The 12,389-nt window shown below is 71.9% G+C and carries 10 protein-coding genes; 3 read left to right on the forward strand and 7 right to left on the reverse strand.

The annotated features are described in order from the left end of the window. Window positions 1-17: 17 nt before the first annotated feature. Window positions 18-1,199 carry an acyl-CoA dehydrogenase family protein gene (locus tag OG251_RS44300; RefSeq protein ID WP_073721024.1) on the reverse strand — a complete coding sequence of 394 codons (1,182 nt, stop codon included), beginning with the start codon at window positions 1,197-1,199 and terminating at the stop codon, window positions 18-20. Between the two features lie 277 nt (window positions 1,200-1,476). Between OG251_RS44300 and OG251_RS44305 the strand changes: the two genes are divergently transcribed. Further along, entirely contained in the window at window positions 1,477-3,060 is a 1,584-nt protein-coding gene (locus OG251_RS44305) for a 4-hydroxyphenylacetate 3-hydroxylase family protein (protein ID WP_326682971.1), read from the forward strand. A 188-nt stretch (window positions 3,061-3,248) separates the two neighbouring features. On the opposite strand, the gene OG251_RS44310 is transcribed toward OG251_RS44305, so the two are convergent. The 4 genes from OG251_RS44310 to OG251_RS44325 form a co-directional block, all read right to left on the reverse strand. Then, a complete protein-coding gene (locus tag OG251_RS44310) occupies window positions 3,249-4,919 on the reverse strand; it encodes a thiamine pyrophosphate-binding protein (RefSeq protein WP_326682972.1) in 1,671 nt (556 codons plus the stop codon). A gap of 93 nt (window positions 4,920-5,012) precedes the next feature. Next, window positions 5,013-6,011 carry a class I SAM-dependent methyltransferase gene (locus tag OG251_RS44315; protein ID WP_326682973.1) on the reverse strand — a complete coding sequence of 333 codons (999 nt, stop codon included), beginning with the start codon at window positions 6,009-6,011 and terminating at the stop codon, window positions 5,013-5,015. Between the two features lie 351 nt (window positions 6,012-6,362). After that, window positions 6,363-6,896 carry a carboxymuconolactone decarboxylase family protein gene (locus tag OG251_RS44320; RefSeq protein ID WP_326683032.1) on the reverse strand — a complete coding sequence of 178 codons (534 nt, stop codon included), beginning with the start codon at window positions 6,894-6,896 and terminating at the stop codon, window positions 6,363-6,365. A gap of 738 nt (window positions 6,897-7,634) precedes the next feature. Further along, window positions 7,635-8,258, reverse strand: a complete 624-nt coding sequence (locus OG251_RS44325; protein WP_326682974.1) for an acyl carrier protein — start codon at window positions 8,256-8,258, stop codon at window positions 7,635-7,637. A 284-nt stretch (window positions 8,259-8,542) separates the two neighbouring features. On the opposite strand from OG251_RS44325, the gene OG251_RS44330 reads away from it, so the two are divergent. Beyond that, window positions 8,543-9,778: a helix-turn-helix domain-containing protein gene (locus OG251_RS44330; protein ID WP_326682975.1), complete on the forward strand. Its 1,236-nt coding sequence runs from the start codon at window positions 8,543-8,545 to the stop codon at window positions 9,776-9,778. A 394-nt stretch (window positions 9,779-10,172) separates the two neighbouring features. Next, on the forward strand, window positions 10,173-11,147 hold the full coding sequence (locus OG251_RS44335; RefSeq protein ID WP_326682976.1) for a proline dehydrogenase family protein: 975 nt from the start codon (window positions 10,173-10,175) through the stop codon (window positions 11,145-11,147). Window positions 11,148-11,193: 46 nt separating this feature from the next. Here the strand turns inward: OG251_RS44335 and OG251_RS44340 are convergent, their stop codons facing one another. Both OG251_RS44340 and OG251_RS44345 read right to left on the reverse strand, forming a co-directional pair. Continuing rightward, on the reverse strand, window positions 11,194-11,964 hold the full coding sequence (locus tag OG251_RS44340; protein WP_326682977.1) for a 4'-phosphopantetheinyl transferase family protein: 771 nt from the start codon (window positions 11,962-11,964) through the stop codon (window positions 11,194-11,196). Beyond that, the gene (locus OG251_RS44345; protein WP_326682978.1) at window positions 11,954-12,334 is read right to left on the reverse strand and encodes a hypothetical protein; all 381 of its coding nucleotides are present in this window, start codon (window positions 12,332-12,334) and stop codon (window positions 11,954-11,956) included. The genes OG251_RS44340 and OG251_RS44345 overlap by 11 nt, the downstream gene beginning before the upstream one ends. Between the last annotated feature and the right edge of the window lie 55 nt (window positions 12,335-12,389).

Below are 12,389 nucleotides of genomic sequence, written 5' to 3' on the forward strand. Positions count from 1 at the left end.
GGGCTGCGACTGCGGCCTCAGATGTAGAGCGTGTTCGGCTCCTGGCCGCACAGGACGCGGCCGTAGAGCTCGTTGTTCGTGTTCGGGTTCATCAGGGCGTGCAGGTTGATCGCCTGGATGTCGCGGACGACGCGCTGGATGGGAACGTCGCGGTAGATCGAGGAGCCGCCGCTGGCGGAGGCGAGCAGGTCGACGGCCTCCTTGGCGAGCCGGCACACGGCACCCAGGTCGGCGCGGGCGCGGGCGCGCTCCTCCAGCGTCCAGGTGTCGCCGGACTCGCCCTTGCTGTCCACGAGCGAGGCCAGCCGGTGGGCGTGGAACTCGGCCTGATCGGTCTTGAGCGTCGCCTCGGCCGCCTGGAAGTGGGTGAGCGGCGCCTCGGACTGCTGCTGGTAGGTGGTGTAGGTGATGGTGCGTCCCGGCAGCCGCTCGAAGAAGAGGTCCCGGGCGGCCTGGGCCAGCCCCAGCGCGGTGCCCACCGACGAGGCCGAGGCGACGGGCAGCAGCGGGGTGCGGTAGACGGGCGTCCGGGCGTTCAGCTCGGAGGCGTAACTCCCCTGGAGGATCGCGCCGAGCGGCAGGACGCGCTCCTGCGGGACGAAGAGGTCCTGGGCGACGGTGCTCACGCTGCCGGTGGCGCGCAGACCGGTGGTGTCCCAGTCGTCGATGATCGTCAGGTCCTCGATCGGCACCAGGGCCATCACGGGCTGCGGCGGTCCGTCGGGACCCTGAAGGACGGCGATGATCTCCTGCCAGTGGCTGTGCCGGGCGCCGCTGACGAAGCCCCACTTGCCGTTGACGGTGATACCGCCGGGCGCGGGCGTGGCCAGCGCGGACGGGCTGAGGGTGCCGCAGATGCGGACGTCCGGGGTGGAGAAGACCTCGTCCTGGACGCTGTCGGGGAACAGGCAGGTCATCCAGGTCGGGATCCAGTAGACGGCCGTGGTCCAGGCCGCTGCGCCGTCGGCACGGCCGAGGGCGGCCGCGACATCGACGAGGGTACGGGTGTCGGCCTCGAAGCCGCCGTAGCGCTTGGGCACCCGCAGCCGGAAGAAGCCGGCGTCCCCCAGCGCCTCGACGGTCTCGTCCTGGAGTCTGCCGTCCTGCTCCGCCTGCGCGGCGTTCTTCTTCAGAAGCGGTGCCAGCTCGACTGCGCGCTGGACGAGTTGCGCCCGCGTGGGGATGTCGGCGGTCAGCATCGGTTTCCTCCTGGACATGACGATCGTGAAGAGTGGCAGGGCTGGACAGACCGTCACATCGGCAGGGGACGGGCGGCACCTCTTGGATTGCGCACCTGTCGTCGGCGGCACGGCGCCGGAGGACGTCGCAGCCCCGCGGCGGGCCGTTCACGGATGCGTGCGGCGGTCCCGCACGCAGGGAGAAGCCCTGGTCGCCGCCGACTGCCACGATGGCATCCCGGCCACGCCCGCGCGCCCCGGCATCGGGCGGTGAGGGGACTTCGAGGGAAGAGGGCTCATGACCGATCAGCACCGCTCCGGCGCCGAGAGTCGTCCCCGGTCATCGGTGAGCTGGCCGCTCACCGGCGACGAGTACATCGAGAGCCTGCGCGACGACCGGCAGGTGTTCCTGTACGGGGAACGCGTCAAGGACGTCACCGCCCACCCGGCGTTCCACAACCCGGTGCGGATGACGGCACGGCTCTACGACGCCCTGCACGACCCGGCCACCCAGGACGTCCTGACCACCCGGACGGACACGGGCAGCGGCGGACTGACCCACCGCTTCTACACCACGCCGCACAGCGCCGAGGACCTCGTCGCCGACCAGCAGGCGATCGCCGCGTGGTCCCGGATGAGCTACGGCTGGATGGGCCGCAGCCCCGACTACAAGGCGGCCTTCCTCGGCACCCTGGGAGCCAACGCGGACTTCTACGGTCCGTTCGCCGACAACGCACGGCGCTGGTACCGCGAGGCCCAGGAGAAGGTCCTGTACTGGAACCACGCGATCGTGCATCCGCCGGTGGACCGCAGCCTGCCGCCGGACGAGGTGGCGGACGTCTTCGTGCACGTGGAGAAGGAGACCGACGCGGGTCTCGTGGTCAGCGGCGCGAAGGTGGTCGCCACCGGCTCGGCGCTGACCCACCACAACTTCATCGCGCACTACGGACTGCCCATCAAGAAGAAGGAGTTCGCGCTGGTGGCCACGGTGCCCACGGGCGCCGCCGGGGTGAAGCTGATCTGCCGCCCCTCCTACAGCGCCACCGCGGCCGTGATGGGCACCCCGTTCGACTATCCGCTGTCCTCGCGGCTCGACGAGAACGACACCATCCTGGTCATGGACAAGGTGCTCATCCCGTGGGAGAACGTGTTCATCTACGGGGACATGGCGAAGATCCAGATGTTCTCGTCGCAGTCCGGGTTCATGGAGCGCTTCACCTTCCACGGATGCACCCGGCTGGCCGTCAAACTGGAGTTCATCGCGGGAGCGCTCGCGAAGGCCCTGGAGGTCACCGGGACCCAGGACTTCCGGGGCGTGCAGACCCGTCTCGGTGAGGTCCTGGCCTGGCGCAACCTCTTCTGGGGACTGTCGGACGCGGCGGCCCGCAATCCGGTGGAGTGGCACAACGGGGCGGTGCTGCCCAATCCGCAGTACGGCATGGCCTACCGCTGGTTCATGCAGATCGGCTATCCGCGCGTCAAGGAGATCATCGAGCAGGACGTGGCGAGCGGCCTGATCTACCTCAACTCCAGCGCGGACGACTTCAAGAACCCCGAGATCCGCCCCTACCTCGACAAGTACGTACGGGGCTCGAACGGCATCGAAGCCGTCGACCGGGTCAAGGTGCTCAAGCTCCTGTGGGACGCGGTGGGGACGGAGTTCGGCGGACGCCACGAGCTGTACGAGCGCAACTACGCGGGCAACCACGAGAACACCCGTACCGAGCTGCTGTTCGCGCAGACCGCCTCGGGGCAGATCGACGACTACAAGGCGCTGGTCGACCAGTGCATGTCGGAGTACGACCTGGACGGCTGGACGGTGCCCGACCTCTCCTCGTTCGAGGGGCTCAGGGACATCCGCAGGAACCTGCCCGGCTGCTGATCCCCCGCTGCAGCCGGGCACGACGACGGCCGCGGACCCACCCGGGTCCGCGGCCGTCGCTCCTTCCCTTGTTCTTGTCCTTGTTCTTGTCCTTGCCCTCGCCCTTGTTCTTGCCCTTGCCCTTGCCGTCCGCGTTGCCGCGGGCCGTCGCCGCGGCCGCTGTGCCGTCGCGACCGCGGCCCGTCGGGTCAGTCCGGGCGGTCCGCCGGGGCCAGCAGATCCTCCAGGAACGGCGCCATCACCGTGTGCACGATCTTGCAGTCCAGCAGCAGCGTGCCGGGGCAGCCGCGTTCGCGCCAGGCCGTGACCTCGGCCAGATCCTCCGGTGCGCGTACGGTGACGGCCCGAGCGCCCAGCGCGCGGGCCGTCCCGGCGAAATCGGTGTCGTTGAAGTTGACCGTCGCCGGGTCCGCACCGCGCGGTGTGTACATGTGGTCCTCGAAGCCGTACGACGCGTCGTCGTAGACCACCACCAGGCAGGACCGTCCGGTGCGCACCAGGGTCTCCAGCTCGGGGAGCCCCATCAACGCGCCGCCGTCACCGAGCGCCGCCACCGTCGTGCGGTCGGGACGGCCGACCGCGGCACCGACCGCCCCCGCCAGGCCGAGGCCGATGCTCTGGAAGGCGGCCCCGGTGAAGACCATCGCCGCGGGATCGGGCACCGGCCAGTACATGGCGGGCCAGGCGATGAAGTGGCCGCCGTCCAGCACGAGGGTGCGGTCGGCGGGCAGCAGTCCGGCGAGCCGGCGTGTGAGGGTGCGCGGATCGATCCGCCCCGCGCCCGAGTCGTCCGTGAAGGGCACCGTGTCCCAGCGGCGGGCGGCGGTGGCGCGGACCTCCGCCGAGCGCCAGGTGCCGGACGCGTCCGGCGTCCCGGCCGTGCCGAGGGCGTCCAGCAGACGGGCGGCGACGACCGAGGCGTCCCCGGTCACCGAGAGATCCCCGCGCCCGGCCGATCCGGGACCGGGCTCCAGGTCGATCCGTACGACGGTGGCGCCGGGATCCAGCAGCCGCCCGCCGTGCAGGGTGAACGTGTCCAGGCTCGTACCGAAGGCCAGTACCAGGTCGGCTCCGGAGAGGAGCCGGGCGGGCTCCGGGGCGGCGAACCCGCCGCAGATCCCGAGGGACCAGGGACTCTCGTCGAACAGCCCGTTGGCCATCACCGTCGTGGTGAACAGCGCGCCCAGCCGGTCACCGAGATCGCGCAGCACCTTGCCCGCCCCCGCGCGCCAGGCGCCCGCTCCGGCGAGCAGCAGGGGCCGGCGTGCCCGGCCCAGGGCGTGCAGCACCGGAGCCAGTTCATCGGGGCGGACCGTCGCCGCGGCGGCCGGCACCGCGACCGTGTTGGCGCCGGGCGCCGAGGGCGTGGACACCTCGGCGCCCAGCAGATCACCGGGCAGCATGACGGCGACGGGGCACTGCCGGAGACGGGCGAGTTCCAGCGCGGCGGAGGTCCGCGCGACCGCGGTGGCCGGATCGGTGAGGCGCACGACGGGTACACCGAGCGAGGTCACCAGGGCGCTCTGGTCGATGTCGTGCGCCCTGGGCCCGCCGGTCGGCGCGTCACCGCACAACAGGACGGCGGCGGAACGGTTCTTGGCCGCCTCGGCCAGGGCCGTGGCCGCGTTGGTGAGCCCCGGCCCGTGGGTCGTCGTACAGACCGCCACCTCCCCCGTCACCCGGAAGTAGGCGTCGGCCATGGCCATGGCACCGCCCTCGTGGCGGGCCGCCGTGTAGTGGACGCCCGCCCCGGTCAGGGCGGCGGTGGCAAGGATGTTGCCACCGCCCACCAGGCCGAACGCGTGCCGGACGCCATCGGCTGCGAGGGCACGGGCGACGGCGACGGCAAGCGTGGTCATGCTGACTCCTACCCGCCCCGGGCCGACAGGAGGCGCCGGCTTCCGGGGGCGGTGACGGCGGCAGCCGGGCGTGAGGTACCGGGGAGCGGGGCATCAGGCCAGCTCGAAGATGACCTCTCCGACGGTCAGCTCGATGCGGTTGGTGCGTACGAGTTCCCAGCCGCCCTCGGCGAACACCGACTGCCAGTCGTCGACGGTCGGCAGGAAGGTGCCCATCAGGTCGTGCCCGAGCTCGAAGCCGAGGGTGAAGACCGGCAGTTCGGTGTCCGGCAGCGCGGTACGGGTGGCGTCGCCGATCAGCAGCCGGCGCGCGGACGGGAAGACCTCGCGCAGTCGGCGCAGGGTCGCCACGCAGTTCTCGCGCGGCCAGAAGTCGTGGCCCATCATGAAGCAGGTGACCAGTTCGATGTCGGCGAACTCCGGGCGCGGCTCCAGCCGGAGCACATCCCCCTGCACGAACTCGGATCGGTCGGAGAGACCGGCGTCGGCGGCTTCCTTGCGCGCCACCTCCAGGGACGGGGCGGCGATGTCGACGCCGGTGCCCGTGCTGTCGGGGAAGCGGCGCAGCAGGTCCATCAGCCGGCCGCCGCTGCCGCAGCCGAGGTCCGCGACGCGGGTCACGGGGAAGTCGAGGCGGTCGATGGCTCCCCGGTAGGCCGGGGCGTAGGTGATGTCGTCGATCTCGCGGCAGGCGAACGCGATGGCCGCCGGGTCCCGGCGGTAGTAGGCGCCGGTGCGCTGTTCGTTGCGCAGCACCCGCGGTATCTGCTGGAACAGTTCGGCGCTGCCCCGGCCGAGCCAGTGGAAGAAGGACTTGTTGTGGTACACCGCGTCGAACCCCGGCAGCGGGGTCACGGTGGCGCCCTCGCGGTGGACCAGTCCGACCGAGGCCATGGCCCGGAAGAGACCGTTCGTGGAGAGAGCGTCGAGACTGTTGCGGTCGGCGAATTCGGCTGTGTCCAGGGTGCGTTCGCGGTAGAGAACTTCCAGTGCGCCCACCTCCCACGCGGCGGCGATGGCGAAGGCCGCGACGGCCGAGTTGTAGATCGTGGCAACGCTGCGCGCGCTGGTCGGCGCGATGTCAACGGTCACTGCTGAGCACCTCATCCCGGTGGTCCTGCGACGGGTCGTCCCCGCCCTGGCCCACCGGCAGAACCGGTGGGCGATTCGCGGTCCATGTTCCGAGCGCCCGTCGGGGCGGGCATCTCCGGCGTTGCTCAGCTCTCCGCGCAGCCCGGTGACGTCCGCCGCGGGCTGTTCAGGTGGACCGGCGCCGTGACGGTGCCGGTGTGCGGGGGACGGGGTCCGATCAGGAGCCGGCCGTAGGTGCTGAGTGCGGCGTACACGCCGCGCGGCCCCCGGCGCGGTCGGGGCCGCGCCGGTACGGAGCGGTGGAACATGGTGGCCTCCGGGGCGGGGACGGCCGGATGAGGGAGGTCCTTCTCAGCCCCGGTAGCCCTGCGAGACGATGCGTTCGGCCGACAGCGCGTAGTAGGCGGGGTCGGAGGGAACCGCGGTGGCGAGGCCGTTGACGTAGCGGTTGTACATGCAGAAGGCGGCGGCTATCAGCACGGTGTCGTGCACGTCGGTGTCGTCGGCGCCCTCGGCGCGGGCGGCCGCGATCGCCTTCTCGGAGACCGGTCGGGCGGCTTCCCGGACCTCGGCCGCGATCCGCAGCAGGGCGCGCAGCTTGCCGCTGACGGGTGCGGTGTCGGGGTCGGCCAGCACGGCGGCGACGAGGTCCCGGCCGCCGGGGAGCTGGGCGGCGGCGAAGGCGCTGTGCGAGGCGGAGCAGAACTCGGTGCCGTTGAGCTCGGACACGTACGCCGCGATCAGCTCGCGCTCACCGGCGCTCAGCGAGGACGGCGCGCGCAGCAGCGCGTTGGCGAGATCCCCCAGCGGGCCGGCGGTGTCGGGCCGCTGGGCCATCAGGCCGCTGATCCCGGGGAGGTCGTTGTCGAGTGCGATGTGCGTCATGGAAAGCCCCTTGTCGACGAGCGGGAAGGCAGGCGTCAGGGACATCAATACCTTCTGGACCAGGTGTGGAGCGGCCTGTTCGGCAAAAGAGAGGGGTGGGGATCAGGGCCACTCGACGCCTTCGCCGGAGTCGGCACGGACGTCGGTCACAGTGAGAGCGATACGCATGTCGGCTCCTCGGGGAAGGCGGGATGCAGGTGCGGAGACCGGGCCACGAGCCGTGGGAAGTCTCCCGATCCCAGGAAGGTAGTGAGCCCCGCCGGGAATGGCAACGTTTTGCCAGACTTTGGCAACTTGCCTGTATGGAGGGGTGCTGCCTCTTGACCACCTCGGCTGCACCGGTCCGGGCGGAGCGGCACCAAGGAGCCAGGTGGGAGGGCCGGCGGGCCTGCGGGAGAGCGGCGGGGCGGGCAGGAGGACGGGCAGGGTGACGTACCCGGAGAGGAGACCGGGGAAGGCCGCCGAGGGCCGGGGAAGGCGGCGTAAGGCTGCCGAGGGTCGCGGAGGGCCCCGGGGAGCCGGGCAGGGCCCGCGTATGGGCCTCACAAGCCCCCACAGGCCCCTACAGGCCCCTGCCGCAGCGCGGAGCACCTCCCGGACTCGCGGCACACGGAAAGCCCTCGCCCCGGCCGGGTGAACCGGGCCGGGGCGAGGGCGGGGAGCACGCGGGGAGGCGTGCGGGGAGGACCAGGAGAGGCGCAGCGGATCAGGAGGGGCGCAGCGGGATCAGAAGCTGCTTCAGGCGGCCCGGCGCCGGAGCAGGGGTGCCGGGCGCAGGGCCTCGGTGAGCAGGCCGCTCACCAGCCGGGTCTGATCGGCCAGCGTCGTGGCGGTCAGGATGTCGCGCACCGAGACCTCGACGCCGAACTCCTTGCCGACGCGCCGTACGAGCCGGGTGACCAGGAGCGAGTCGCCGCCCAGGGCGAAGAAGTCCGAACCGTCGGACGGGGTCGGGCAGTCGAGGACATCCCGCCACTGCTCGGCCAGGAAGGTCCGGATGCCGCTCGTCGTGACGGCGGGCCGGGCGCGCCCGGAGATGCCGCGGGTGCGCAGCGTGTGGACGAGGTCGATCTGGTCGCCCAGATTCCGCCGCGACATGTCGTGCAGCGGGATCACGACGCCGAACTCCTTGCCGACGCGCCGTACGAGCCGGGTGAACAGCAGCGAGTCGCCGCCGCGGGTGAAGAAGTCCGCGTGTTCGGTGAGGTTGTGGCAGCCGAGCAGATCGCTCCAGGCGCCGAACATGAACTCCCGCACATCCTGGGCGTGATCGACGGGTGCGTCGGATTCGGCGGGTGCTGTGGAGGCGCCGGCCCGGTCGGTACCGGTGAGGGCGATGACGGCAGAGCGGTCACGGGTCATTTTCGCCACTCCTGTGGGCATCGTCGGGCTGGCATCATCTTGCCCGTCATCGTACGACAACCCCCACCTGGCTGGCAACAACTTTCCAAGGTTTCTGGCAACACGTGTTGCCCAAACCCTCCCTCCGGACCCCGCTATCCAGCCACCTTGCGAGGTCAGGCGTTTGCCAACCCGTACACTTCCCGGATATCCTTTGGCATAATTGGAACGAAGAGTGTGACGCGAAGACGGCAACACGGTCGGCCCGGAATCTCTGTCATCCATCCATCCGTTGGGGTGTACACGTGCTGGAGCAGCCATCCTTCGGCCGCCGGCTGAAGCAGCTGAGGACTGAACGCGGCCTGTCGCAGGCGGTGGTCGCCGGGGACGGAATGTCCACCGGCTATCTCTCGCGCCTGGAATCGGGCGCACGCCAGCCCACCGACCGCGCCGTGGCACATCTGGCGGCGCAGCTGGGCATCAGCCCCTCGGAGTTCGAGGAATCCCGGGCCACCTCACTCGCGCAGATACTGTCGCTCGCCACCTCACTCGAATCCGACGAGACCAGCGAGCTGCTGGCCGGGGCGCTGGAGTCGGCGCACGGGCAGGAGCCGATGCTGCGCTGGCAGGCCCTGTGGCTGCTCGGCCAGTGGAAGCGCCGCCACGGCGACCAGGCCGCCGAGCGCGTCTACCTCGACGAACTCGCCGCGCTCAGCGAGGAGATCGGCCTGGCCGAGCTGCGGGCGCGGGCACTCACCCAGCTGGCCAGGTCCCTGCGTGTCACGGGCGAGATCGTCCCCGCGGTCGAGGCCGCCGGGACGGCCTACCGGCTGGCCCGGGAGAACGACCTCTCCACCCAGGACGTGGCCGCCGCGCTGCTGGTCCTGGTGTCCGTGGAGGCGGAGGCGGGCCGGATGCCGGACGCCCGCCGGCACGCGTCCGAGCTGACCTCCCTGGTGGAAGGCCGCTCCGACACCCTGTGGGCCGAATCGCTGTGGACCGCGGGCGCCCTCAAGGTCCGTGAGGGCGAGTTCGGTGTGGCGCAGGATCTCTTCCAGCAGGCCCTGGACGGCTTCGACAGCCGGGAGAACCTCACCATCTGGCTGCGGCTGCGGGTGGCCATGGCCGAACTGCACCTGCAGAAGTTCCCGCCGGAGCCCGATGCCGCCCAGCGGTGCATCGAGGCCGCCGAGGCGGCGCTCCCCTTCGCCCGCACACCCGCGCTCGAACAGTCGCTGACCGCTCTGCGGGCCCGCCTCGCCTTCCACGAGGGCAAGTTCGCCGATGCCCGCGCGCTGCTGGACCGGCTCGGCCGGGCCGAGCTGCGCCTGCCGTACCAGACCCGGGTACGCCTGGAGGTCCTCGGCAATCAGCTGCGCATCCTGAACGGCGAGGAGGACGAGGGCCTGGCAGGACTGCAGACCCTCGCCCTACAGGCCCAGGAGAACTCCAACATAGATCTCGCCGCCGAGATCTGGCGGCTGGCCGCCGAGTGCCTCATGAAGGCCCGCGACAAGGCGCAGAGCGCCCCGGCCGCCTGACCTACCGCCCCGCCGCCCGGGGCACCGATGACCAGGAGGTCATCGGTGCCCCGGGCGGCGGCCGTTCACGGCCCCTCCCGCTGCCCCTCTCTCCGCGGACCGCCTTCCCGCACGCCCCCGCGCGACTGCCCCCTCGTCGATATTGCCAACCCGCCCAGAACTGTGGCAATATTTTGCCTGAGAAATGGCAAGGCTGGCACATCGTGCGTATCGAGCCTTCGACCGGGGAGTGGCTGATCATGCGGATCATGAGGCCGAGCAGGTGTTTTCCCGGCGCTTCCGCATCCCTGCCCGCCCATCCGGTTGGCAACTTATTGCCAGGAGCCTTCACTGCCCATCCGTACGCGCGGGGCCGGGCGCTCCCGTGTACCGACCGGAATGCCGAGGCGCTGCCATGACCGACGAGCTCTCCCAGCGTGCGCTGCTGGAATCCGCGGCCGAGGGGCTGCGCAAGCTGGCCACCGACACCCGGTGCCGGGTCGCGTTCTCCGCCCCCGGTTCGGTACTGCAGGACATCCTCTCCCCCGCCGCGCGGCGCTACGTACTGGCTCCCGACCGGGACGGGTTCCTCGAACAGGTCGGAAAGCTGCGGGCGAGGGGCTACCTGGTGTCCGCCGAGTGCGCCGCGCCCCATCAGAACGCCGACGATCCCGCGCAGATCGAGCAGGTCGTCGCGGAGTACCTGAGCCTGCTCGAAGCGGAACCGGCCCCCGACCGGGTCGGTTTCGAGCTGTCCCAGGTGGGCCTCGCCCGCTCGTCCCGCCTCGCCGTGGAGAACACCGGGCGGATCGCGGCCGCCGCGGCCCGGCACGGCAGCGAGGTCGTCCTCAGCATGGAGCGCGCGCCGGGCGTCGACGCCGTACTCGCCGTGTACCGCCCGCTCTCGGACCGGTACACGAACCTCGGGATCACGCTCCAGGCGCATCTGCACCGCACCGAGCACGACGCGGCGACGCTGGCCCGGCCCGGCCGCACGATCCGGCTGGTCAAGGGCGCCTTCCCCGAACCGCCCCACATCGCCCTGCCGCGCGGGCCCGCCCTCGACGACCGCTTCCTGGACCTCGCGCAGAGCCTCGTGGACGGCGGGGTCCGGCTGAGCCTCGCCACCCAGGACCCCGTGGTGCTCGCCGCGGCGCAGGAGCGCGGGCTGCTGGAACGCGTCACGGAGATCGAGATGCTGCACGGGGTACGGCCGGAACTGCTGCGGCACTACCGCGAGTCCGGGCTGGTGTGCCGGATCTACGCCACGTACGGGACGAACTGGTGGCTGTACCTGCTCCAGCGACTGGCCGAGCACCCGCCGATGGTCCTCAGGGCGCTGGCCGACATCGGCTCCGGCCGCACCGACACCGTCGGCATCGGCTACTGACCCCCGATCGGCCGCCGCCCCGGACCGGGGGGCGGCCGATCGGCCGTCAGGCCGGCCGCCGCTCCTCCCGGACCGCGACGGCGGCCGCGTATCCGTACGGGACCGCGACGTCCTCCACCCGCCAGCCGGGCGGCCCGGCCACCGCCGCCGTACCGGTGCCGAGGTAGTCCAGCGCCGGGCTGCGGGCGAGACCCGTGCCGAGTCCCTTGAGGTAGGCCTCCTTGCGCACCCAGGCGCGCGCGAACGCGTCGGGGCGGTCGGCCTCGGAGCAGGCGGCCAGTTCCGCCTCCTCCCGGGGATGCAGCACCCCCTTGATCTCGTCGGCGGCCTCGGCCGAGCCCTTGGTCTGTACGTCCGCCCCGACGGGCGTCGCGGCGAAGGCGAGCAGCGCGAGATCGCCGCTGTGCGAGAGCGAGAAGTGCAGGGGCACGTCCGGGTCCTCGGGCGCCGGTCTGCCGTGCGGTTCGCCGCAGCAGGGGCAGGGCTCGCGCCGGAAGCGGACCCGGTCGGCCGCGATCCCGAGCTGGGCCCCGAGCAGCAGCCGCAGGGCCACATGAGCGGTGACGTAGCACCGGCGGTCGGCGCTGCGGCGCAGCGCGGCGGCCCGGTCCCGTTCCGTGTCGTCGAGCACGAGACGGGCGAGCTCCGCCACCTTCTCCGGGTGCGTGTTCGCGTCCGCCAGCCACAGGTGCGCGGCGCCGTCGGGCAGTCGCAGCGGACCGGGGGGAGCCCCGGGTGTCAGGACTGCGGGTATCCGCGGCGCGGGTGACGCGGGCGCCCCGCACCGCGGACTCCGGACAGCGAGGTCAGCGCGCATGGCCGGTGGCCGTCGCGGCGACGAACCGGTACACGTCGTCCAGGAGGCCGTCGGTGTGCCGGACACCGTCCGCCCCGTACGCGTGCCCCGTCAGGACCGGCAGTACGTCCGCCAGGAGCGCGGCCAGTTCGCCGCCGTTCTCCTGGACCAGGGCGACGGCCCCTTCCCACAGCGCGGTACGCACCCGCTCCGCGGTGAGCAGGCCGTCGCCCGCTGCCGCGACGGTGAGCAGGCCGGCGATGCGCCGCTCCAGCGGCGTGGGTGTCCAGGCGCCGCACCGCGCGCGCTCGGCGAGTGCGTCCAGGCCCTCGCACAGACGCGTTTCCGCCGGCCGTGGCGTACTCGGGAGCTGTGCTGTGGTGTTCGGCATGGTGACTCCTCACGGAGGGACGGGTGTCGGACGGGATGCCGCGCACTGCCCCCGG

Origin of the sequence: Streptomyces sp. NBC_01237 (assembly GCF_035917275.1) — a bacterium.
Taxonomy (GTDB): domain Bacteria; phylum Actinomycetota; class Actinomycetes; order Streptomycetales; family Streptomycetaceae; genus Streptomyces.

Bases quoted from the DNA above. Each gene is read 5' to 3' on its own strand.
- OG251_RS44300 (WP_073721024.1), bottom strand. From the start codon at position 1,199: ATGCTGACCGCCGACATCCCCACGCGGGCGCAACTCGTCCAGCGCGCA.
- OG251_RS44305 (WP_326682971.1), top strand. From the start codon at position 1,477: ATGACCGATCAGCACCGCTCCGGCGCCGAGAGTCGTCCCCGGTCATCG.
- OG251_RS44310 (WP_326682972.1), bottom strand. From the start codon at position 4,919: ATGACCACGCTTGCCGTCGCCGTCGCCCGTGCCCTCGCAGCCGATGGC.
- OG251_RS44320 (WP_326683032.1), bottom strand. From the start codon at position 6,896: ATGACGCACATCGCACTCGACAACGACCTCCCCGGGATCAGCGGCCTG.
- OG251_RS44325 (WP_326682974.1), bottom strand. From the start codon at position 8,258: ATGACCCGTGACCGCTCTGCCGTCATCGCCCTCACCGGTACCGACCGG.
- OG251_RS44335 (WP_326682976.1), top strand. From the start codon at position 10,173: ATGACCGACGAGCTCTCCCAGCGTGCGCTGCTGGAATCCGCGGCCGAG.
- OG251_RS44340 (WP_326682977.1), bottom strand. From the start codon at position 11,964: ATGCGCGCTGACCTCGCTGTCCGGAGTCCGCGGTGCGGGGCGCCCGCG.
- OG251_RS44345 (WP_326682978.1), bottom strand. From the start codon at position 12,334: ATGCCGAACACCACAGCACAGCTCCCGAGTACGCCACGGCCGGCGGAA.